Origin of the sequence: Streptomyces sp. NPDC058691 (genome assembly GCF_042714775.1) — a bacterium.
Classification (GTDB): Bacteria; Actinomycetota; Actinomycetes; order Streptomycetales; family Streptomycetaceae; genus Actinacidiphila.
Map to the genome: position 1 here is coordinate 274,988 of NZ_JBHXSO010000001.1, position 20,966 is coordinate 295,953.

Consider the following 20,966-nt stretch of genomic DNA (forward strand, 5'->3'; position numbering starts at 1 on the left):
CCTCTCCGTCGAACGCGGCCACCACCTGCTTACCCCGAGGTTCAACCACACGGGAGACGCTGCCGACGGCGAACGGGTCTGTCACAACGTCGTCAAAGGTGCCGGATGCGCTGCCGGACTTGTCTCCGTGACCCCATGGCGTGGCGCCGGGGGTCAGAAATTCTTCGCGGCTGCTGTTATCGCCTCGCGGATGCGGTGGTACGTGCCGCAGCGGCAAATGTTGCGGATCTCGTCGAAGTCCGCGTCTCCGATCTCGTGGCCGGCTGCCCTGGCCTGCCGCACTTTGGCGACGGCGGCCATGATCTGCCCCGGCTGGCAGTAACCGCACTGGGCGACGTCGTACTCCAGCCACGCCTCCTGCATGGGGTGCAGGTCCTTGCCGACGGTCGCGGGCAGGCCTTCGATGGTGGTGATCTCGTCGGTGGGCGCGAGGTCGCCGACCGGGACGCTGCAGGGATTGAACGCCTTGCCGTTGATGTGGCTGGTGCATGCCTGGCAGACGCCCAGCCCACAGCCGTATTTGGGACCGGTGACGCCGAGGACGTCGCGCAGCACCCACAGCAGTCGTACGTCGTCCTCGACGTCGGCCGTGACCGGCCGGCCATTGAGGATGAAGGTGTGTCGGGGCACGGGTTCTCCTAGTAGGCGCGGCTCAGGCCGTCGGTGGGGGAGGCGGGGACGGGCGGTACGGTGGGCAGCGGATCGAAGCCGAGCGGGCCGTCGTGGTTGATGGGGAACGTGGTCGGCAGAGTGCCGGTGGCCCGTCCGTAGGCGCAGGCGACCGCGGCCATCGTGCCGGCCACGGCCAGTTCTCCCGCGCCGCCGGGCTTCCCCGTGGTTGGCGGCATGACGGTGATATGCAACTCCGGTGGAGTGTTCCACTGCCGGGTGTAGAAGTAGTTGTCCCAGCTGCCTTCGAGGAAATGACCGTTCTGCAGGTGCAGGCCGGAGCTGAGCGTGACGGCGATGCCGTCCATGATGCCGCCCATCATCTGGGCTTCCAGGCCACGGGGGTTGACGGCCAGCCCAACGTCCACAGCGCATACGATTTTGGTGACGCGAGGGCCGGTGTACGCGTCGGGTATCTGCCGGCCGGTGGTCTGCGGGCGACAGTCGATCTCGGCGAGGACGGCGACGAAGCCGTGATACTCCGGATGGACAGCGATGCCCTGAGCGGTACCCGCCGGCATGGACCGCCCCCACGATCCGACGGCCGCGACTTTGTCCAGCACGGCCCGAGCGCGGGCGTCCTTGAGGAAGTCGCGACGGAAGTGGTACGGGTCCTTGCCCATGCCCTTCGCGAGCTGATCCACGACCAGTTCCTGCGCGCACCGGACGTTGGGCGAGTAGATGTTGCGCATGCTGCCGGTGTTGAAGCCTTTGTCCACCTCATTGAGCAACTGCGTGGTGACCCCGAACTGGTACGGCGTCTGCTGCGTCAACGTGAAGATGGTCTCGGAGAAGCCGAGGTCGCCGACAGGCAGTTTCGCCGCCAGGGCGGTGATGATCTCGCCAAGTCCGTGACTGAAGTCGGTGGCGACCGAGGTGTGCCGCTGCTCGAAGCTCAGGACCTGGCCGAGGCTGTAGGTGGCCCGGACCCGGGAGGTGGCCATCGGATGCGTACGCCCCTGCCGGAAGTCGTCCGTGCGGTGCCACATCAGCTTGACCGGTTTTCCCATCGCTTTGGAGACCTCGGCGGCCTCGAGAGCCGCGTCGAAGAACAGCTTGCGGCCGAAAGAGCCACCGCCCTGCACGACGTGCACCGTGACGGCGGCGACGGGCAGCCCGAGCCGGGCCGCGATCTGCTCCTGGGCGACGACGGGTGATTTCAGTGCCGCCCAGATCTCCGCGCTGTCGCTTCGGACGTCGGCCACCGCACCGTTGGGTTCCAGTGCGCTGTTGCTGGCGAAGTGGAAGGTGAATCGCTTGTCGACGGCCTTGGTCAGCAGCGGCAACGGGGGTACGACGAGCGGGAGTTCGGCCTCTCGCAAGTCCTGGAGGACGGTGGCGTCGGACGCGCTGTCCTCGGTGCCCGGTCCCCAGGAGACCTGGAGGGCTCGCACTGCGTCGATGCACTGGCCGAAGGTTCGCCCGCGTACAGCCACTCCGGTGGAGACGGCCACTACGTCGGTGATGCCCGGCATCGCCTGCACCGTGGCCAGGTTCTGCACAGAGCGGACCGTGCCGTTGATGGTGGGAGGGCGGCAGATCATGGTCGGCAGGGCGCCGGGGATGTCCAGGTCCATTGCGAACTGCTTGCGGCCGGTGACCGCGTCCCGCGCATCGATCCGGCTCCGAGGAGTGCCGATGACGGTGAACGTCGACGGGTCCTTGAGAGTGACCGCGACCCCCACCGTGGTCTTGCTCGCGGCCTTCACTGCCAGCTCGCCGTAACCGACGCTCGCCCCGCTGCGCGAGGTGATGACTCCGGCGCTCGAGGTCAGGTTCGAGACGGCCTCACCGAGGACGTCGGCCGCGGCTTCCAGCAACCTGACGCGGGCGACCGCAGCCGCGACCCGGATCGGGGTGTACGTGGAAATGGTGGTGTTCGAACCTCCGGTGAGCTGGTTGAAGAGCAACTCCGGTCGCGCGTCGGCGAGAGTGATGTGCACCCTGTCCAGGGGAAGGTCCAGCTCCTCGGCGACCAGCATCGCGCTGGAGGTGGTGATGCCCTGGCCGACCTCTGCGCGTGGCAGCGCGAAGGACGCGGTGCCATCGGCGTTGATCTGAATGCTGATCAGGTTGGCCGTCAGCAGGGCCGCATCGGTCAACAGGTCGTTGAGGTCGTACACCTCCGACGGCTCGGGAAGCGACGGAACAGCCGCCTCGGCCCGCGACGGCGTCACGGACTCGCCAAGCTCGGCGGCCACCGTGAGCGTGCCGGCCGCAAGTACGTAGCCGAGAAATCTCCGTCGGCCGAGCGTGCGCTCTTGACCGCTCATGACCTGCTCCCTTCGGCGGAACCGTTGCGCGTCGGAGTCTTACATGCCGATCCTTGTAAAGACCATGGGTTGGTGTGCGGCAAGCGAAGCAAGTGCCAGGGCCGGCGTCACTGCGCAGGACCCCGAAGGTCGGGGTCGCGGCCGCGGGGCGGGTAGCCGACTCGTCGGCAGGTGCCGGGAGTTGCCCTGGGGCGACCTGACGGATGCAGGCGGAGCCCACTCCGAAGTCCTCGTAGGTCGTCGAACCGGCCCTGGCAGAGCAGCAGTTCGAGCAGCTCGCTGTGGTACCCGGTCGGATACCGGGCGGTGTTGATGAGACGGTGTAGGTACGCCTCCGCGTCTCCGGCCCGGCCCAGGTCCTCCAGGGCCGTCACGTACGGGCGAGCGGCAGCGGACACCCGGGTGCCCGCCGCGAGCGCGTGCAGCTCCTCGATCCGCCCGCGCCGCGCCAGCAGCTCGGCATGGAACTCAGCGGTGTTCTGCGGCCCGTACCTGCGCGCGGCAATGTCGGCGCCGACACAGCCGGGCAGCGCCGGACCCGGGTGGTGCACAACCTGGCTGCTGGACCACTCCACTGTGCGCCGCTTCGCTCGCGCCACCAGTATTGACGAGCTGCTGGTCAAGGCGGCCAACCGGCAGTCCGTCCTTCACGGGTACAAGCCCCACCCGCACCAACGCCGGAACGAGGGCTGCCATGACATCCTCCGGCTCCACCGCGAAGTCCGAGGGCGATGCCTCCACCAGCCGACCAGCCCGAAGTCCGGAAAATGATCACACGGACCTCAAGCCGGTGGATCAGGGTTGAGAAAACCTCACGGCGGCACGGGATCCGCTCCGCCTCACGCCGGTCACTCACTCCGTGTGGCGGCGTTCGTGTCGTACGCGTCCTGGTGGCGCCGGATCTCGGTGTGCTTTTCGACGCACCAGGCAGCCAGGTGCTCGACGGCGGAGACCAGGGAGGCGCCGAGGCTGGTGAGGGAGTACTCGACGCGGGGCGGCACCTCTGCGTAGGCGGTGCGCTCGACCAGCCCGCTGCGCTGAAGGTGCTTGAGGGTGAGGGTGAGCATGCGCCGGGAGATGGCCGGGATCTCGGTGTCGAGGTCCGAGTAGCGGGCGTCGCCGTCGGCCAGGGCGCGGACGACCAGCATGCTCCACTTGTCGCCCACCAGGTCGAGGATCTCGCGGATGAAGTCCGCGTCCCGCGCCCAGCGCTCGCACGGGCCCGAGAGGCGCACTACGTTCGCCCGCGACGCGCCAGTGGAGGCCGGCTGGCCCTCATGGTTGCTCACCGATGACGCCCCTCCGATGTTCCTCAGGAACATAGACATACCTTTTGTAACCTTCGTCGCGCTCCTGCACAGTGGCCCTACGCGCCAGGCGCCAACGCGGTCGAAGCGGTCATTCCCGCACATACCACTAACAGCCGCGCATGAAGGTGTATTCCCGTCTCATCGCCTCCGGCGCTGTTCCGACCTGCCGCGTCAGCGCCGCACCCCGCAAGCCGAAAGGATGTGCCCGGCAATGGAAGGGCTCAAGGACAAGGTCTTCATCGTCACAGGGGGTGGATCGGGCATCGGCGCGGCCACCGTACAGCGACTGCTGGCCGAGGGCGCCCGAGTGACCGCGGCGGGTACCAACGCCGGCAAGCTCGCGGCGATCAGCGAGCAGGCGTCCGAAGCGGCCGACCGACTGCACACGGTCCAGTTCGACCTTCGGGACGAGGATTCCATCGTCGGTCTGGTCGGCCAGACCATGGAACGGTTCGGCCGGCTTGACGGCGTCGCCAACGTCGCCGCCGCTGTCAACGCGGACCTCATGGCCCGCGATCAGGGCGTGGACTCCATGGACCCCGACGTGTGGGCCGAGATGATGCGGATCAACGTCACCGGCGCCGGGCTCGTGATTCGCGAAAGCCTGCCCGAGCTGGTCGCCGCGGGCGGCGGCTCGATCGTCAACGTCTCCTCCCTGGCGGCGTGGCAGCGGGAATCGGCGCTCACCGCGTACGCCTCATCCAAGATCGCCCTGCATGCGCTCACCCGCCACACCGCCCAGGCGTGGGGCCAAGAGAACATCCGGTGCAACGCCGTCGCCCCCGGGGTCGTCCTCACGGAGAACCTCCGTGCCGGCACGCCCCCCGAGGTTCGCGCGGCCCTGTTGGAGAAAACCGCGCTGCCGCGGCTTGGTAGGCCCGAGGACCTCGCTTCCATGCTCGCTTTCCTGCTGTCTGCGGAGTCCGGTTGGATCACTGGCCAGATCCTGTCGGTGGACGGCGGTCTGACCATGCGCGAGTAGCGCTGCTCGCTACCGCGGACCGAGATCCACCTCTCTCGGTGCGCATTTGTTCCGTCGGCACGTTTATGTATGGAGTACCCATGTCCGTCCACATCCTCGCCCTCGTTGGCAGCCTGCGCTCCGGCTCACACAACCTTCAGCTCGCCGAGGCGGCCGTCAAACACGCCCCCGAGGGCGTCGAGGTCACCCTCTACGAGGGCCTGGCCGAGGTGCCCTTCTACAACGAGGACATCGACACCGACGAGCAGCGTCCTGCCGCCGCCACCCGGCTGCGTGAGAGCGCCGCGCGCGCCGACGCGTTCCTGCTCGTCACCCCCGAGTACAACGGCACCATGCCCGCCGTGCTGAAGAACGCCATCGACTGGCTGTCCCGCCCGTTCGGCTCCAGCGCCCTGGCGGGTTCGCCGACTGCTGTTGTCGGTACCGCCTTCGGGCAGTACGGCGGGGTGTGGGCCCAGGACGACGCCCGCAAGTCCGCGCGTATCGCCGGCGCCACGATCCTGGAGGACGCCAAGCTGGCGATACCCAGCTCGGTGACCCGCTTCGCCGAGACCCACCCGGCCGATGACACCGAAGCCGTCGCGCAGCTCAGGCAGGTACTCAGCGCCCTTGTCGCCACCGTCGAGGTCCGCGCGTCCTGAGCCCCCTGTCCCCGGCACGCTCCGAGCGGAAGCGTTCCGGTGCCGGGTGGAGGGCAGGGGATGGCCCTCCACCCGGCGTTATCCGTACGCAAGACGCACGGGCGGCCGAAAACGTGGGCGACGCCCTTGTTCCCCGCACCGGCCCCATAAATGACCGGGCTGACCGTACTCGGCGTTCGGCGCGGGGCCATCTGAGGCCGGCCACCCTGCTCGGGCGGATGGTGGATGTGGAAGATCACGAAGGCGGTGGGTTGCCCTGTGGATGCCGCCGCGTTACGGAGTGATTCGGCAGGGGGGCACGGTCTTCGCCATCCACGAAGGTGCCTAATTCCGGTGCCCCCCAGGAACATAAAAGTACCTTTTGCAGCCGTCGTTGCGCTCCTACACAGTGGACTTACGCACCGGGCGTCAGCACACCGGTCGAAGCGGTCATTCTCTGCGCACACGGCGGAAACCACCGGGCACTACAGGCGGCGCAACCCCGCCTCATCGCCTCCGGCACTGTTCCTGCCGCGCCAGCGCCGCACCCTCACCTGCCGGGAAATGTCCAGCAATGCAAGGGCTCAAGGAATCGGCGAGCCTCGCCGCCATCGAATACAAGATCGACTGTAGGAAAGGTTATCCGCATGAAGAAGATCACACTGGGAGGCGAGGGGCTCGAGGTCTCGCGTCTGGGCCTCGGCTGCATGGGTATGTCCGGGGGCTACACCGGCGCCGGCACCGACGACCCCGGGTCGATCGTCACGATTCACCGCGCGATGGAGCTGGGCGTCACCTATTTCGACACCGCCGAGATTTACGGTCCGTACACGAACGAGGAACTGCTCGCCAAGGCGTTCGCCGGCCACCGTGACGAGGTGGTCATCGCCACCAAGTTCGGTCAGATCAACCACCTCGTGCCCGAGGAGAACGGGCTGCCGGTCCTCGGGCTGAACGGCACCCCCGAGAATGTGCGGCGGGCGGTCGAGGGCTCGCTGCGACGCCTGAACACCGACTACATCGACCTCTACTACCAGCACCGGATAGACCCTGAGACGGCGATCGAGGACACGGTCGGGACGCTTTCCGAGCTGATCGAGGAAGGCAAGATCCGCCACTACGGGCTGTCGGAAGCGGCGCCCGCCACCATCCGGCGTGCGCACGCCGTGCACCCGGTGACCGCCATCCAGACCGAGTACTCGCTGTGGACGCGCGACCCCGAGGCCGAAGTACTCCCCACCCTGCGTGAACTCGGCATCGGCTTCGTGCCCTACTCGCCGCTCGGCCGCGGCTTCCTCACCGGCACGATCCGCTCGCTCGACCAGCTCGACGCCGACGACTGGCGCCGGACCAACCCGCGCTTCGAGGGGGACAACCTGGAGGTGAATATCCGGATCGTGGAGCAGGTGGACGACGTCGCCAAGCAGCTCGGGGCGACGCCCGCTCAGGTTGCGCTCGCGTGGCTGCTCGCCCAAGGCGACGACATCGCGCCCATCCCTGGCACGCGCCGGGTCGCCAACCTGGAGCAGAACGTGGTGGCGGACGAGCTGGTGCTCTCGCCCGAGCAGCTGAGGCAGCTGTCCGAGGTGGCGGCGCCGGTCGGCGACCGGTACGCCGACATGAGCCGCATCAACCAGTAGTAGTCCACGCCCGTCCGGAGGGGTCCCGGCTCGCGTGAGCCGGGACCCCTCACAGGGCTGGTCCGGAACGCCATCTTTAAGCGCGCTTTGGTTAGGGCTGTCGTGTGTGCGGGTCCGGACACAGGGCTTTGTCGTTCGGAGAAGGATCGGCGTACAGCAATCCAACTCCAGCGGCCATCCCCGCCCCGTACACCCTTCTGCGGCCTTGAGGCGACCGGTACGACCACCGTCGACCGATTCGATTTCACTGCGGAGCAGAAGGTCCGCCAGCAATTTCGACAAGTCCAGGCCGCAATTCTCTCCACCAAAAGAGCAAGCGCGCCACGGCCATATGGTGTCGACTGCTCGCGAACAGCTATGCCGGATTTCGGCGCTATTCGGGCAGCGTAGTAGCCTAATGATGGGTCGGGGCAGAGAACAGTAATATCGTGCCGTGCGTGCCCCGAATCGACCAAGGGCTTACCCCGCGCGGCGCGCGGGCGCCGGGCCCGTTCCGTCAAGCGGCGCTGGTGCCGCGCTGGTTCCGTGAACGCGGCTGCGTCCACTGCCTGGCCCGGGAGGTCGGGATCATCCAGGCCGCCGGCTACCGACCGCTCTCTGCACGACCGTATCGAAGCCCTCGCCGACCAAGCCCCGGTCCCCCATGAGGTGTTGGACCGCGGCCGCGCCAAGAGCATGACGCATGTGGTGCTGGACGGCACCCTCATCGATCCGGCCGGGAGGGTCAGTGAGAACGGCAACGACTTGTCGTTCCGCCCCAGAAGCACAAGACCTTCGGCGGCAACATCCAGTTCCTGCGGGCCCCACCCCGGACATCACCGTCGCCCGCCTGCACGCGCTGCCCGCGTTGCACAAGGCCGACGCTGACGGCGTGCCCACCCTGGCGGACAAGGGCTACATCGGAGCCGGCGAGCGCACCGCCGCCGAACTCAAGGAACGCTGGCGCGCGTTCGAGCACATCAGCCTCCGCCCCAGCCGCATTGGCGACATGGCCCGCGCCGCTCGCGTGCTCGACAACCACTGGAAATGATCTTCGCTGAGAAAACCTCACGGTGGTACGGGATCCGCTCCGCCTCGCGTCGGTCACTCACTCCGTGTGGCGGCGTTCGTGTCGTACGCGTCCTGGTGGCGCCGGACCTCGGTGTGCTGTTCGGTGCACCAGGCAGCCAGGTGCTCGACGGCGGAGAGCAGGGAGGCGCCGAGGCTGGTGAGGGAGTAGACGACGCGGGGCGGCACCTCTGCGTAGGCGGTGCGCTCGACCAGCCCGCTGCGCTGAAGGTGCTTGAGGGTGAGGGTGAGCATGCGCCGGGAGATGGCGGGGATCTCGGTGTCGAGGTCCGAGTAGCGAGTGTCGCCGTCGGCCAGGGCGCCGATGACCAGCATGCTCCACTTGTCGCCCACCAGGTCGAGGATCTCGCGGATGAAGTCCGCGTCCCGCGCCCAGCGCTCGCACGGGCCCGAGAGGCGTAGTACGTTCGCCCGCGCCTCGCCGGTGGAGGCCGGCTGGCCCTCATGGTTGCTCACTGATGACGCCCTTCCGATGTTCCTCAGGAACATAGACATGCCTTTTGTAAGCCTCTTCGCGCTCCGGCACAGTGGGCCTACGCGTCAGTCGCCAACGCGGTCGAAGCGGCTGTTTTGTGCACAGGCTGGAAGCTACCGGGCATCCGCGCGTATTCCCACCGCCTCAGGCACTGTTCCCACCTGCCGCGCCAACACCGCATCCTCACGAGCCGAAAGGGTATGCCCGTCGTGACTGCACTCCAGAAACTTGGCACGTCCGACCTCGCCGTCTTCCCCCTCGCCCTCGGTGGCAACGTCTTCGGCTGGACGGCCGAAGAGAAGCATTCTTTCGCCGTGCTCGACGCCTACACCGAGGCCGGCGGCAACTTCCTCGACACTGCCGACGTCTATTCGGCCTGGATCGAAGGTCTCAAGGGCGGTGAGTCCGAGACCGTCATCGGCAAGTGGCTGGCCGCGCGCGGCAACCGCGACAAGGTCATCGTGGCCACCAAGGTCGGTTTGCACCCGGACTACAAGGGGCTGTCCGCGTCCAACATCAAGGCCGCGGCCGAGCAGTCGCTGCGCCGCCTCGGCATTGACCACATCGACCTCTACTACTCCCACTACGACGACCCGTCCGTGCCCGTGGAGGAGATCGTCACAGCCCTGGACGACCTGGTGAAGGCCGGCAAGGTGCGCGCCGTCGGCGCCTCGAACCTCTCCGCGGAACGGCTCCAGGCATCCCTCGACTTCGCCGAGCGCGAGAACCTCGCCCGGTACGTGGTGATCCAGCCGGAATACAACCTGGTCTCCCGCGACACCTACGAGGGCGCGCTCCAGGACACCGCCGAGGCCGCCGGCCTCTCCGCCCTGCCCTACTTCTCACTCGCCACCGGTTTCCTGACCGGCAAGTACCGTCCCGGCATCACCGTCGACAGCGCACGCGCGGATCGCGCGGCCGGGTACGCGTCGACAGAGCGGGGCGTCGCGGTGCTCGAGGCGCTGGACACCGTCGCCGCGGCGCACGGCGCCGAGCTCGCCACCGTCGCCCTCGCATGGCTCCTCACCCGCCCCACCGTCGTCGCCCCGATCGCCAGCGCCCGCAACCTGGAACAGCTCCCGGGACTGCTCGCCGTCCAGGACCTCACCCTCACCGACGAGGACATACGCCTGCTCACGAAGGCCTCGACCTGAAACACCAGCCTCCGCGAGGTTGACGGCTCTTCCGACGGTGGACCTTCCGCTACGGCGTTCCTCGGCCCGAGCTGCTCAGCGCAGGGACCCGACACCTCCGGAATGCCCCCGCCCGGCCCCTGCGGTGCCCTTCGCGGCCGGACCGCGAGCGCGTACGGCGCTACGCGAAGTCGAACGCCTTCACCCGCTCCTGCGTGAACCGCAGCAACCATCGATCCGACCCTCGCCCCGCACCTCATCGCAATCCCCACAAACCTGAACCCACGACCGCAGCAGCACCGGCACAACTGAAGGAGATCTGGTGGTGGCACAAACCGACAAATTGCACATCGACGTCTGGGCAGACGTGGCCTGCCCGTACTGCTACGTCGGAAAGCACCGCCTCGAGACGGCGATCTCGCGGTCGGGACGCCAGGACGAGATCGAACTGGAGTTGCACACCTTCGAACTTGACGCCTCAGCTCCGAAAGAGCCGGCTGAGATTGCGAGCTACACCGCCCAGAAGATGGGAGTGAGCGTGGAGCGAGCGCTCGAGATGGATCGCCGCGTGAAGGCCATGGCTGATCAAGATGGGCTGCCGTACGAGATGGAGCGCATCCATGCCAGCAGTTTCGACGCGCTGCGGCTGCTCCAACTGGCCAAGCAGCACGGGGTCGCCAACGAGCTCATGAGCCGGTTGCAGCGCGCCCTGTTCAGCGGCCGCCGGGACACCTACGACCACGCCGCCATGACTGCCTCAGCGGTCGTGGTGGGTCTCCCCGAGAATGAGGTTCGCACCGTGCTGGCTGGGGACCAGTTCGCCGCCCAAGTCCGCCGCGATCAGCAGGCGGCGCTCCGGCTGGGGGCTGCAGGCGTCCCGTTCGTGGTGCTCGCGGGTCGTTATGGCGTCCCCGGTGCCGGGACCGTTCAGTCATACGCGGATGCCATCCGCACGGCGTGGGAGAAACGATGAGTGACAAGTACGATCCGCCCGAGCCCATCGAGTTGCTGTCCGCCGCTGTCGCGGGGTACTGCGACCTCGAAACCGGCGAATGCGTCACCTCGCCGCTTCCAGCGGACGACAAGTCGGTGATACCCGACCCGCCGACTGTCGCTGAACGCGAAGCCGTTCACCTGGACCGTCAGCGCCGACGAGATCCTCGCCAAGGTCCGACTCGTCCAGACCAGCGCGAAGAAAATCGTCAATAACACCTCAAATCAGCTGTGCACCGAAGCATCGCCCAGTTCCACCAACCGGGCCACCGCGTGCCATATCCGGCCGGGTGTGGTGCCCAGGTGTTCGGCGATCTCCCGCGCTGCCCGGCTTGGCCAGTTAAGCGCGATGGACCCGCTCGTCGAACTCGCTGATCCCGAGGGCGCCGAGCACCGGGCGTCCTCCTGGTCCCAACCGCTTGGCGGGCCGTCAGGCCGGTAATGGCGCGATTCGCCGGCTGGCGACGGCCACGAGTCTGATCAATACACCTCCCGGCCACTGCCGCGCACCTGCCGCCAGCGCGGCCTGAACGTGAGGATCTTCGGTTCGCCGATGGCGAGCTGGAGGGCGTCGCCGTTCGAGCGGCCAGTGCGGGAAGTAATCGCCGCGGCGAGGTTCTCTTCGGTGAGGGCGTACAGGGGCAGACTGTCCGGTGCGGTCATCGTGCTGATCTCCTTCGAGGCTTCGACACTTCGAAGATCAGCCGGTGGCCGATTGTCTATGCGGGCACCAACCCGGACGCCGGAGCAAACCCCCGGATCAGGTCCAACCCGCTACACCACTTCCAAGGACGCAACCCCCATGGATGACGCCCTCGGGATCCCCAGGGGCGAGCGCTGTTCACATGCGCCTGCCGATCAGTCGATGCGGTCGCTCAGGCCCAGCACCTGCGGGTAGTCGCTGGGGAAGTCCCGGGGCATGCCCGGCACGTGGATGGTGCGCCCGTACACGCCGGCCAAGAATTCGACGGCGCCAACCGGGAACTCCGACCAGTCGCCGTCGTCTCCGCGGACGACCACGGGCCACGCGTCTGGGTCCGCTGGGCTCGTCCTCCAGTAGAAGGAGTCCCCCGAATTGGACGCCGCCCAGGAGATCATGCCTCCTGGCTGCGGGAAGGGAACGTAGTCCTCGGTGTCGCCCATCTCGTACAGATACTGAAGGATCTCGTCCTCCCTGGACGCGGCCGCCCATGACGCCTCGGCGCCGGGCCGGGGAGCTGACACCGTCAGGAAGTCGTCGACGACTAGGACCGGATACGCCTCCGCCAGTGAGCGGAAGTCCGAGGGCAGCGCCGTCCCGAGGGTCGCTTCGAGGGCGGTCCAGTTCACGCTGTGCCCCCCAGGCACCCGCCACCGGGAGCAGGCGGCGGGAGGCAAGGACGAAGTCGCCACCTACTGTGCCCGGCTGACCGGTACTGTTTCGGGCCACGCCGCCGGCGCGACCACCCATGCCGCCCCGCCGTCGCACCCCGCCAACCCGAAGGCTCGATGAAGGCGCGGATCCACAGCATCAGGGCGCGATGGTGTGTTTGAGGCGGCAACTGCGCCTCAGCCTCGAGGTGGTGGGCGCACACGGCTGCCAGCAGATCGACCGTGACGGCGACCAGTCGAGAAGCGTCTGCCGCCGTATAGGCTACGGTGGCATGGTCGGCCGCATCCTGTGGCGTTCCTCGCCTTGACCGCCGCCATCCGGGACGACCACCACGCAGATCACCGCGTCCTACGCGCGCTGACCAGGGCGACCAACCCAAGGAGGCCCGGACGGTGGCGGGCGGAAGGTAGTTCTCCTCGACCGGTTTGGGTGCGGTCCCGGCGATGTCCTCGAGTCGCGAGTGCTTCGACCATCGGCCCGTGACCGCACCGCGATCGACAGCACGCTGGAACACTCACCCCACGGCCCAAGCCTCCTCGCTTGCGGGTGTCGGCGGTCAGCTGGGTCCAGGCGCGGAAGTTGCCGTGCGCAGCGTGCTGGTCGGCGGCGGGCGTTTTCACCGGGCGGCTGACGTGCCTCGCTTTGCACGGGGCTGGACCGGTCCTCTCCGCCGTGGATGACGAGGCTGAGCACGTCCTGCGCGGCAGGGCTCAAAACGGATATTCGTAAGCGGGGAAGGAGCGCAGCTGTGCCGGAAGGGCGGCGCCGGGCCTGTGGGAAGGCCCGGCGCCGGCCGTGTGGTGGGGTGGGCCGCCCGGTTCAGGCTTCTGCGTGACGCAGCGCCCAGTCCAGCGCGTAGTCGGCGACCTCCTCCCAGCCCGGCTCCGCACACGTCCAGTGGGACCGGTCGGGGAACTCGTGGTAGTCGGTGACCGTGCCCGGCGCCTTGTAGTGGTGGAAGTTGGACCGGTTGACCGACGGCGGCATGATGTGGTCCCGTCCGCCGGCGATGAAGAGCAGCGGGGCTCGCCGCGGGTTGTGGAAGTCGACCCAGGTCTCCCGTTTGCCGGGGGTGAGGTTGGCGATCAGCCCGTAGGTCCACACCCAGCTGCCGGGCGCCGCGATGGCGTACCGGTCGTACGCTGCCCTCGCCTCCTCCTCGGGGAGGGTGTTGGTGAAGGCGTAGTGGAACTGCTCGGCGGTGAAGCCGGCCGCCCGGTGCCGCTTGGCCGGGTTGTTGAAGATCGGGAAGAGGGATCGCAGCTGGGAGGGCGGGTTGACCCGGATGCCCTCCGGCGGTGCCGAGTCGATCACCACCCCGGCCGCCCCGTGCCCCCGGTCGAGCAGCAACTGGGTGAGCACTCCGCCGAAGGAGTGGCCGATGAGGACCGGCTTCTCCGGCAGGCCGGTGATGACCTTCTCCAGGTGGGCGACGGTCTCGGGCACCGTCAGCGACGCGATCGGCGAGGGGTCGGCCCGCAGCGCCTCCACCTCGACCTCGAAACCGGGGTAGGCCGGCGCGAGGACCGTGTGCCCCTTGGCCTCCAGGTACGGGATCCAGTGCTCCCAGCTGCGCGGCGTCACCCACAGCCCGTGGACCAGTACGACGGTGCTCATATCCCGTACCCCTCCAGGAAGGCGAGCAGGTCCTGACCGAGCCGCTCCTTGTGAGTGTCGGTCAGGCCGTGCGGTGCGTCCGGGTAGACGAGCAGTTCGGCGTCCTTGACCAGCGCCGCCGAGGCCTTGCCGCCGACGTCGAAGGGGACGACCTGGTCGGCGTCGCCGTGGACGACGAGGGTGGGCACGTCGAAACGGGCCAGGTCGGCGCGGAAGTCGGTGGCGGAGAAGGCGGCGATCGACTCGTATGCGTTGCGGTGTCCGGCGGCCATCGACTGCAGCCAGAAGGCGTCGCGGACGCCCCGCGAGACGGGCGTGGTGGGGTGGTTGAAGAACGGGCCGTCGGCGAGGTCCTGGTAGAGCTGGGAGCGGTCGGCGAGCGAGCCGGAGCGCAGCCCGTCGAACACCTCGGCCGGCACGCCGCCGGGGTTGTCGTCGCGGCGCACCATCAGCGGCGGCACCGCGGCCACCAGGACCGCCTGGGCGACGCGGGCGGTGCCGTGGCGGCCGATGTAGCGGGTGATCTCGCCGCCGCCGGTGGAGAAGCCGACCAGGGTGACCTCCTGGAGGTCCAGGTGGTCCAGGAGGGCGGCGAGGTCGTCGGCGTAGGTGTCCATCTCGTTGCCGTGCCAGGTCTGGGTGGACCTGCCGTGCCCGCGGCGGTCGTGGGCGATGGCGCGGTAGCCGTGCTCGGCGAGGAAGAGCTGCTGCGCCTCCCAGCTGTCGGAATTCAGCGGCCAGCCGTGGCTGAGGACGACGGGCCGTCCGGTGCCCCAGTCCTTGTAGAAGATCCGGGTGCCGTCGGGCGTGGTCACGTAGGTCATCGTGCTGCCTTTCCTATGAGGGCGGCGGTGGTCCGGGGTTCGGAGATCATGGCGACGTGCGAGGCCCGGACCTCGACGGTGTGCGCACCGGCCCGCTGGGCCATGAAGCGCTGGGCGGCGGCCGGGATGAGGTTGTCCTCGCGGGCGACGAGGTAGTAGGACGGGACCGTCTTCCAGGCCGGCTCCCCGGAGGCCTCGGACAGGGTCGCGGTGTCGCCGGGGCGCTGCGTCGCCCACAGCAGGTCGGCCTCCTGCACGGACAGGTCACCGGCGAACACCTCACGGAAGGCCGTCCGCTTCACATAGCCTTCGACGCCCTGCGGGTACGGGCGGAAGTCCAGCGCCGCCTCGGTGAGCTTGGTGCCGGTGAACTTCGTCTGGAGCTCGGGCACGGTCTCGCCGGCGTCCGGGGCGAAGGCGGCCACGTAGACCAGCGCCCGTATCCGCTCGTTGCCGTGCGCGGCATTGGTGATGAGCACGCCGCCGTAGGAGTGCCCGACCAGTACGAGGGGGCCGGGCACGGTGTCGAGGAAGGCGGCGAGGTAGGCGGAGTCGGCGTGGACGCCGCGCAGGGGGTTGGGCGGGGCGATGACCAAGTGGCCCTCGCGGGTGAGGTGGGAGATCACCTGGGACCAGCCGCCGGCGTCGGCGAAGGCGCCGTGCACCAGCACGATCGTCGGCTTCGGCCGCGGCGGTTGGCCGGTCGCGGCAGCGGGGCCGACGGCGGTGGCGGCCGCGGTGGCCGCGGCGGCTCCGGCCAGGAAGGTTCTGCGGGCAACGGGGGGAGACATGAGGAGACGTGCCCCTTCCAGGGGTTTCTTCGAAGACGGCCTGGTACGGCCGTACGACGAGGAAAGCAGTGCCCCGCGCGCCCGGACCACGCAGAACGACACGCAGGATTTCCGCCTGTCAGTCGTTCAGCGTGGCCAGGAGCCTTCGTGCTTCGTCGGCGAACGCGTCGTTGACCAGGGGGGTTTCCTGAGTCAGTCGCACGAAGCAATCCAGTTCGGCGCGTGCCGCCCGGTGATCACCCAGTCCGGCCAGGGCTGTCCCGCGGGCGAGGTGGAGCCGACAGGTCAGTGATCGTGTGTCCTGCGTCGCCGTCAGCAGTGCGGCTTCCCGCGCCTGGGCCAGCGCCTCGCGATACCGCCCGAGGCGGGCCAGTACATGCGCGGCGTACACCGTGGCACGTGCGTGCGCCGACTCCCCGGGGCCGGCTGTGACGGGCCGCGCCGCCAGTTCCCGCAGCGTCCGACGGAAGGTGGCAAGGGCTTCCTCATACCGTCCGAGCGCGTCCTGCAACCACCCCACACGCACCAGCGTATGGACGTATCCGTCGTGATCGCCGGCGAGGTCGGCCGGGCGCAGCGCCAGACAGGCGGTCTCCAGCGACTCCGCGAGACGTCCGTCGTAGTGAAGGGCGTCCGACGCGTACTGCAGCGCCCACGCCTCCTCCTTGCGGTCGTCCTCCGCCACCGCGATCTCTCTCGCTGCCAGCGCAGCTGCCAGCGCCTCCCGATAGCGCTGGGCGCAGGCGTTGGCGGCCCAGGAGAAGTAGTTGAGGTGTGTCGCCTCGAGGCGGCGGTCGCCCAGTGCGGCGGCGGCCGTGCGGGAGAGTCCGTACACCTCGTACCAACCGCGCCAGGCGATGGCGGTGTCGGAGAACCAGTGCAGCGCCTCGGCGGTGTTCACCACCCGGCGGTGATCGGCGGCCGTGGCGGCGATCCGCAGGGCGCCCAGCCAGTTCTCCGCCTCCGCTCGCAGCCAGTACGACGCCTCCTCCGCGGTGGCGAGGGGGACCGGCCCGTCCCACTCCTCGGGTGGCGCGCCGTATCCGGGTTCGAACCAGCGTCCCGCGGTGACGGTGATCTCCAGCAAGCGCCGCGCCATATCGAGCCGGACGGCTGTCCGTTCACCGTCCGGCTCCTCGCCGCGCAGCCGTTCACCGGCGAACAGGCGGAGCAGGTCGTGGAGTTGGTAGCGGTTGCCGGCGCATGGCAGGAGCAGGCCCAGTTCCACCAGTTCGTCGAGTACGTCCTCGGTGTCGGGCAGAGGGTCGTCGGTCACCAGGGTGACGAGCGGGGCCGAGAAGTCCGGCCCCGGCAGGTGGGCGAGCCGCCGGAACACCCGGCGCGCCTCCGGGGAGAGCTGGGCATGGGACAGCGTGAAGGTGGCCACCACGCTGACGTCGCCGCTGCGCAGCGCGGCCAGCCGCCGGTCCTCGCCCGCCAGCCGGTCGACCAGGTGGCGCACCGTCCAGTCGGACCGGGTGGAGAGCCGGGTGCCGGCGATACGCAGCGCCAGCGGCAGGTGCCCGCAGAGACGGGATACCTCCGCGACGTCGTCCGCGGCCGACGGCGCCGCCGCCTGACCGGCGATCGTCCGCAGCAGCGCCGCCGACTCCTCGGGAGACAAGGAGCCGAGGGCCAGTCGCCGGACGCCGTCCAGCCCGCTGAGCATGCGCCGGCAGGTCACCAGTACCAGCCCGGCCCCCACGCCCGGCAGCAGGGGACGCACCTGGGCCTCATCAGCGGCGTTGTCCAGCAGCAGAAGGCAGCGCCGGTCCCGCAGCAGCGCACGCAGCTGCCCGCACCGTTCCTCGTCCGAGCCGGCGACACCGGACGACGGCACTCCCAGCGCTCGCAGCAACCGCACCGCCACGTCACCGGCGGACGGAGGGGCCGGGTCGACGCCACGCAGATCCACGTAGAGGCATCCACCCGGAAAATCCCCGCGGAACGTCTCGGCCGCGCGCAGCACGAAAGTGGTCTTGCCGACTCCCGCCTGCCCATGCACCAGGACGACCGGGGCGGGGCCGCCGGGACCATTGCCCATCGCGAAACGGCGTACCTGCGCCAGCTCGTCCACCCGGCCCGTGAAGTCGGGCACCGTACGCGGGGGCTCGCAGAGGCCGGGCCGGGCGGCGGTGTGGCGGCGCAGGGCGCGGGCGTCCTCCTCCAGCCGGCGGCGCTCCTCCTCACCGAGCCTCAGCGCAGCGGCGAGCGCGGTGAGCGTACGAGGCTGCGGCGCCCGACTGTGCCCCCGCTCCATGTCACTGATCGCACGGGCGCTCACCCCGGACGCCTCGGCCAGCTCCTCCATCGTCATCCCAGCGATGCGCCGCAACTCCCGCAGCCGCTTCCCCAGCGCCATTAGCCCCCCTGTTCACCTGCTCAAACCGATGCTAGGAGGGCTGGGCCAGTTACGAGCGTGATTGAGCGATCCCGGAATCAGAGTGGTTTCCGAGCTACGAGCCGCACCGCCCCAGACGTCTCCCGTATACCGGGCGGCCGCCCGCTGTACCCGTGGGCACCGCCGCGGGCAGCAGCACCAGCGACCGTGGGGCCGTCCGTCGCGGCGTCGGCGAGCGGTGATGACGCCACGACGGCCAGGTCGGGCGGGCAGGGTGCGGGCGTGGTCCATGCGCAGGATGTGTCCCGGCTGAAGAGGCCGGTCGGCCGTCGAGACCCCCAACCTCGGCGATGTCTTCCAATCCTGCGCCTTTCCTGAGCATGCACACGGCACTCGTCCTGCTGGCGGCAGCCGTCATCGCCGTTCCGACGACGGCGTCCGCCTCGACCGACTGCGAGTCGATCACACCGGTCGTCGGCTCCGCATCCCGCCCCAGCTCCTTGCGGACCCGGCCGCGCAACTGGTCGTGGAACTCCTTGACCAGGGAGTTGTCGCGCCAGCGGCGGAAGAATGCGTAGATGCGGTCCCATGGTGGGAAGTCGGCAGGCATTGCCCGCCACTTGATCCCGTTGTCCACGAGATACCGGATTGCATCGAGCATGGCCCGGTGGCAGTACCCTTCCGGCCGGCCGCCCCGGCCACGCATCCAGCCCGGGACCGGAAGTAGCGGGCGGACCACGGCCCACTCCCCGTCCGTCATGTCCGTCGGGTGACGAGGCTGCCGCGTCCCGTTGTCGGCGGCGTTGCCGAACCGGTGAGCCAGGCAGTCGCACTCCCAGGTGACCGCACTGGACTGCCCGCCATCGGCACGCAAGGCTGGTGCACCAGGGCCTCCTGCTGCTCGGCGATTCGACACCAACGAGCTGTTCAAGAGCCCCTGTTCGTATGCGCCCAGCGCCCCCGACCGCCCGATCGGGGCTCCCGTTCGACGCGCATCCCTCACGATCGTAAGGACCACAGCTTCTTGGAGAGAGTTCGAATCCGACCCTAACGATCCGGCAGCGTCGCGCCGAGCAAGCGGTCATCTGGGTGCAGGGTCGTGCAGGTATGCGAGCCGACTGATGATCTCGTCCTCCAACGGACCGGGTGGCGGCCACGGGAATCGGGGAATGCGAGCGCGGAGCAGAATGAGGCCGTGCAGAGCCGCCCAAAGAGCGGTCGCCGTGGCGAGCGCATCCTCCGCACGGGACGTGCCGTCGCGCATCGCATCGGCGACGTCGCGCAGAAGTATCGAGAATGCTTCGGCGGGAGCGAGCTGACTCGCGATGGGCTCGCCGACAATGGGCGCGAGCTGGCGTACCGCCTGGTCAATGCGTTCTTCTGTGGTACTGCTACCCCTGGGCCGCGGGCGGGAGAACAGAAGGGCGTAGAGCTCGGGCTGTTCGGCACCGAAGGCGAGATAGGCGTGACAGTCGGCCAGGAGCCGTTCACGCGCGCCGTCCGCTCCCGCCCGGGCGGTTTCAAGATGACGCACCAGCAGTGAGCGGGTTTCGGTGACCACGGCCTCCACGATCTGGTCGGGCGTGTCGAAGTGCGCGTAGATCGACGGTGGCGCGATGCCGACCTTGCGGGCGATCGCCCGCAAGGTCACCGCGCTGTCCGATCCGGTCTCGACCAGCAACTCACGGGCTGCGGTCACGATCTCGTCGCGGAGTTGCCCTCCCTGACCTCGGGGGTTGCGTCTGCGTGCTGCCGCTGGAGCCATGACGATGACTTTACAGCCGTAAGTTCTCATGCTCTACTTACGGCCGTAAAGTTACATCGGTAGCGTGAAGGGAGATGGTCATGGACGTTCTCGTTCACATACTCACCGTCGACAGCCGCATGAACGTCGGTGCCGGCGCCGAAGGGTCACGGTGCACCGCATGAGCGCCACGACCGTCACCCCGCTTTCCATGGGCAACAGCAACGCCTATCTCCTGCGTGGCGAGCAGGCGATCCTCGTGGACACGGGCGGACCGGAGGACGGTGACCGCCTGCGCGACGCGCTGTCCGCGCAGGGCCTTCAGCCTCGCGACATCGCCCTGGTCCTCCTGACCCACGGCCACAACGACCACAGCGGCACGGCGGCGTCGTTCGCGGATGCCGGCGTTCCGATCGCGGTCGGCCTGGGTGACGAACAACTCCTGCGTACCGGACGCATCGGCGTACTCCCGATCAGTCATCCAGCCGGTGCGATATTGAAGCCCATGGTCCTCCGCGCGAAGGCCCAGCCGGTCGAAGCCGACATCCTGGTGGAGGACAAGTTCGACCTGAGTCCCTATGGTGTCGACGCGCACGCCGAGCGGTTCGGCGGCCACACCCCCGGGTCGCTCGTCGTCCGCGTCGGCGACGACACGCTCGTCGGCGACCTGGTTCGCGGTGGCGTGCTGCGCCGCCAGAGCCCGAAGCGCCACTTCTTCACCGAGGACGCCGCCGGAGTGCGCAGGGCGCTCATGACCGAACTCGACCGCCGTCCGCAGCGCCTACTCCCCGGCCACGGCGGGCCCCTCGACGCGGAAGAGACCCGACGACGCCTCGACAAGGTCGCTCCGGTGCCCAGTCGGCTCGCGGCATCCGGGTGAGGCAGATGGCGCTACGGTCCGCGGCGCGGTTGCGCGTGTAGTCGAGGAGTGGGCGGCCGTGTCGATTAACGACGGTTCTATTCCACTTTATGGACTCTGTCCCAGAAAGGACGCTGTTGGCGATCCTTATTCGTTCCGGTGAAGTCCTCTTGAAATCCGTCGTGTTGGCCGAGGCATGGTGGTCCTCAGGAAGAGCCGCGAGCCACAGAGGAAGCGGGAGTTGCTGCGCAGTAC

At 68.7% G+C, this 20,966-nt stretch carries 21 protein-coding genes; 8 read left to right on the plus strand and 13 right to left on the minus strand.

Features of this window, described 5'->3' with window-relative positions; translation table 11 throughout:
• Positions 1-153: 153 nt before the first annotated feature.
• The 4 genes from ACFWVC_RS01300 to ACFWVC_RS01315 form a co-directional block, all read right to left on the minus strand.
• Positions 154-630: a (2Fe-2S)-binding protein gene (locus ACFWVC_RS01300; protein ID WP_384273595.1), complete on the minus strand. Its 477-nt coding sequence runs from the start codon at positions 628-630 to the stop codon at positions 154-156.
• A gap of 8 nt (positions 631-638) precedes the next feature.
• Positions 639-2,942 carry a molybdopterin cofactor-binding domain-containing protein gene (locus tag ACFWVC_RS01305; RefSeq protein WP_384273599.1) on the minus strand — a complete coding sequence of 768 codons (2,304 nt, stop codon included), beginning with the start codon at positions 2,940-2,942 and terminating at the stop codon, positions 639-641.
• A gap of 107 nt (positions 2,943-3,049) precedes the next feature.
• Complete coding sequence (locus ACFWVC_RS01310) at positions 3,050-3,541, minus strand: hypothetical protein (RefSeq protein WP_384273602.1); 492 nt, start codon at positions 3,539-3,541, stop codon at positions 3,050-3,052.
• A gap of 249 nt (positions 3,542-3,790) precedes the next feature.
• Positions 3,791-4,231, minus strand: a complete 441-nt coding sequence (locus tag ACFWVC_RS01315; RefSeq protein WP_384273605.1) for a winged helix-turn-helix transcriptional regulator — start codon at positions 4,229-4,231, stop codon at positions 3,791-3,793.
• A 232-nt stretch (positions 4,232-4,463) separates the two neighbouring features.
• Here ACFWVC_RS01315 and ACFWVC_RS01320 point away from each other — a divergent pair, with 232 nt between their 5' ends.
• The 4 genes from ACFWVC_RS01320 (at position 4,464) to ACFWVC_RS01335 (ending at position 8,524) form a co-directional block, all read left to right on the plus strand.
• On the plus strand, positions 4,464-5,234 hold the full coding sequence (locus ACFWVC_RS01320; RefSeq protein ID WP_384273608.1) for an SDR family NAD(P)-dependent oxidoreductase: 771 nt from the start codon (positions 4,464-4,466) through the stop codon (positions 5,232-5,234).
• Between the two features lie 80 nt (positions 5,235-5,314).
• Entirely contained in the window at positions 5,315-5,875 is a 561-nt protein-coding gene (locus ACFWVC_RS01325; RefSeq protein ID WP_384273611.1) for an NADPH-dependent FMN reductase, read from the plus strand.
• A gap of 626 nt (positions 5,876-6,501) precedes the next feature.
• Positions 6,502-7,494 carry an aldo/keto reductase gene (locus ACFWVC_RS01330; RefSeq protein ID WP_384273614.1) on the plus strand — a complete coding sequence of 331 codons (993 nt, stop codon included), beginning with the start codon at positions 6,502-6,504 and terminating at the stop codon, positions 7,492-7,494.
• A gap of 871 nt (positions 7,495-8,365) precedes the next feature.
• A complete protein-coding gene (locus tag ACFWVC_RS01335) occupies positions 8,366-8,524 on the plus strand; it encodes a hypothetical protein (protein WP_384273617.1) in 159 nt (52 codons plus the stop codon).
• A gap of 53 nt (positions 8,525-8,577) precedes the next feature.
• Here the strand turns inward: ACFWVC_RS01335 and ACFWVC_RS01340 are convergent, their stop codons facing one another.
• On the minus strand, positions 8,578-9,018 hold the full coding sequence (locus tag ACFWVC_RS01340; RefSeq protein ID WP_384273620.1) for a winged helix-turn-helix transcriptional regulator: 441 nt from the start codon (positions 9,016-9,018) through the stop codon (positions 8,578-8,580).
• 228 nt (positions 9,019-9,246) lie between these two features.
• Here ACFWVC_RS01340 and ACFWVC_RS01345 point away from each other — a divergent pair, with 228 nt between their 5' ends.
• The 3 genes from ACFWVC_RS01345 (at position 9,247) to ACFWVC_RS01355 (ending at position 11,379) form a co-directional block, all read left to right on the plus strand.
• Positions 9,247-10,191 carry an aldo/keto reductase gene (locus ACFWVC_RS01345; RefSeq protein ID WP_384273622.1) on the plus strand — a complete coding sequence of 315 codons (945 nt, stop codon included), beginning with the start codon at positions 9,247-9,249 and terminating at the stop codon, positions 10,189-10,191.
• A gap of 304 nt (positions 10,192-10,495) precedes the next feature.
• The gene (locus ACFWVC_RS01350; protein ID WP_384273624.1) at positions 10,496-11,143 is read left to right on the plus strand and encodes a DsbA family oxidoreductase; all 648 of its coding nucleotides are present in this window, start codon (positions 10,496-10,498) and stop codon (positions 11,141-11,143) included.
• Positions 11,140-11,379 carry a hypothetical protein gene (locus tag ACFWVC_RS01355; protein WP_384273626.1) on the plus strand — a complete coding sequence of 80 codons (240 nt, stop codon included), beginning with the start codon at positions 11,140-11,142 and terminating at the stop codon, positions 11,377-11,379. Before ACFWVC_RS01350 ends, ACFWVC_RS01355 begins: the two co-directional genes overlap by 4 nt.
• A gap of 264 nt (positions 11,380-11,643) precedes the next feature.
• On the opposite strand, the gene ACFWVC_RS01360 is transcribed toward ACFWVC_RS01355, so the two are convergent.
• The 8 genes from ACFWVC_RS01360 to ACFWVC_RS01395 form a co-directional block, all read right to left on the minus strand.
• On the minus strand, positions 11,644-11,826 hold the full coding sequence (locus ACFWVC_RS01360) for a hypothetical protein (RefSeq protein ID WP_384273629.1): 183 nt from the start codon (positions 11,824-11,826) through the stop codon (positions 11,644-11,646).
• Positions 11,827-12,021: 195 nt separating this feature from the next.
• Complete coding sequence (locus ACFWVC_RS01365) at positions 12,022-12,492, minus strand: hypothetical protein (protein ID WP_384273632.1); 471 nt, start codon at positions 12,490-12,492, stop codon at positions 12,022-12,024.
• A gap of 862 nt (positions 12,493-13,354) precedes the next feature.
• Positions 13,355-14,152 (minus strand): alpha/beta hydrolase, encoded by a 798-nt coding sequence (locus tag ACFWVC_RS01370; RefSeq protein ID WP_384273635.1) that lies wholly within the window; start codon positions 14,150-14,152, stop codon positions 13,355-13,357.
• Entirely contained in the window at positions 14,149-14,976 is an 828-nt protein-coding gene (locus ACFWVC_RS01375; protein ID WP_384273638.1) for an alpha/beta fold hydrolase, read from the minus strand. Before ACFWVC_RS01375 ends, ACFWVC_RS01370 begins: the two co-directional genes overlap by 4 nt.
• On the minus strand, positions 14,973-15,767 hold the full coding sequence (locus ACFWVC_RS01380; protein ID WP_384273640.1) for an alpha/beta fold hydrolase: 795 nt from the start codon (positions 15,765-15,767) through the stop codon (positions 14,973-14,975). Before ACFWVC_RS01380 ends, ACFWVC_RS01375 begins: the two co-directional genes overlap by 4 nt.
• Positions 15,768-15,885: 118 nt before the next feature.
• Positions 15,886-18,129 (minus strand): helix-turn-helix domain-containing protein, encoded by a 2,244-nt coding sequence (locus tag ACFWVC_RS01385; RefSeq protein ID WP_384273643.1) that lies wholly within the window; start codon positions 18,127-18,129, stop codon positions 15,886-15,888.
• Positions 18,130-18,223: 94 nt separating this feature from the next.
• Positions 18,224-18,868: a transposase gene (locus ACFWVC_RS01390; protein WP_384273645.1), complete on the minus strand. Its 645-nt coding sequence runs from the start codon at positions 18,866-18,868 to the stop codon at positions 18,224-18,226.
• Positions 18,869-19,189: 321 nt separating this feature from the next.
• Positions 19,190-19,873, minus strand: coding sequence for a TetR/AcrR family transcriptional regulator (locus tag ACFWVC_RS01395; RefSeq protein WP_384273648.1), 684 nt, complete (start codon positions 19,871-19,873; stop codon positions 19,190-19,192).
• A gap of 160 nt (positions 19,874-20,033) precedes the next feature.
• Here ACFWVC_RS01395 and ACFWVC_RS01400 point away from each other — a divergent pair, with 160 nt between their 5' ends.
• Positions 20,034-20,732 carry an MBL fold metallo-hydrolase gene (locus tag ACFWVC_RS01400; protein WP_384273650.1) on the plus strand — a complete coding sequence of 233 codons (699 nt, stop codon included), beginning with the start codon at positions 20,034-20,036 and terminating at the stop codon, positions 20,730-20,732.
• The last annotated feature ends 234 nt before the right edge of the window (positions 20,733-20,966 follow it).

Excerpts from the sequence above, each read along its gene's own strand:
- ACFWVC_RS01305 (WP_384273599.1), bottom strand. The coding sequence starts at position 2,942 with ATGAGCGGTCAAGAGCGCACGCTCGGCCGACGGAGATTTCTCGGCTAC.
- ACFWVC_RS01320 (WP_384273608.1), top strand. The coding sequence starts at position 4,464 with ATGGAAGGGCTCAAGGACAAGGTCTTCATCGTCACAGGGGGTGGATCG.
- ACFWVC_RS01325 (WP_384273611.1), top strand. The coding sequence starts at position 5,315 with ATGTCCGTCCACATCCTCGCCCTCGTTGGCAGCCTGCGCTCCGGCTCA.
- ACFWVC_RS01330 (WP_384273614.1), top strand. The coding sequence starts at position 6,502 with ATGAAGAAGATCACACTGGGAGGCGAGGGGCTCGAGGTCTCGCGTCTG.
- ACFWVC_RS01355 (WP_384273626.1), top strand. The coding sequence starts at position 11,140 with ATGAGTGACAAGTACGATCCGCCCGAGCCCATCGAGTTGCTGTCCGCC.
- ACFWVC_RS01360 (WP_384273629.1), bottom strand. The coding sequence starts at position 11,826 with ATGACCGCACCGGACAGTCTGCCCCTGTACGCCCTCACCGAAGAGAAC.
- ACFWVC_RS01370 (WP_384273635.1), bottom strand. The coding sequence starts at position 14,152 with ATGAGCACCGTCGTACTGGTCCACGGGCTGTGGGTGACGCCGCGCAGC.
- ACFWVC_RS01375 (WP_384273638.1), bottom strand. The coding sequence starts at position 14,976 with ATGACCTACGTGACCACGCCCGACGGCACCCGGATCTTCTACAAGGAC.
- ACFWVC_RS01380 (WP_384273640.1), bottom strand. The coding sequence starts at position 15,767 with ATGTCTCCCCCCGTTGCCCGCAGAACCTTCCTGGCCGGAGCCGCCGCG.
- ACFWVC_RS01385 (WP_384273643.1), bottom strand. The coding sequence starts at position 18,129 with ATGGCGCTGGGGAAGCGGCTGCGGGAGTTGCGGCGCATCGCTGGGATG.
- ACFWVC_RS01390 (WP_384273645.1), bottom strand. The coding sequence starts at position 18,868 with ATGACGGACGGGGAGTGGGCCGTGGTCCGCCCGCTACTTCCGGTCCCG.
- ACFWVC_RS01395 (WP_384273648.1), bottom strand. The coding sequence starts at position 19,873 with ATGGCTCCAGCGGCAGCACGCAGACGCAACCCCCGAGGTCAGGGAGGG.
- ACFWVC_RS01400 (WP_384273650.1), top strand. The coding sequence starts at position 20,034 with ATGAGCGCCACGACCGTCACCCCGCTTTCCATGGGCAACAGCAACGCC.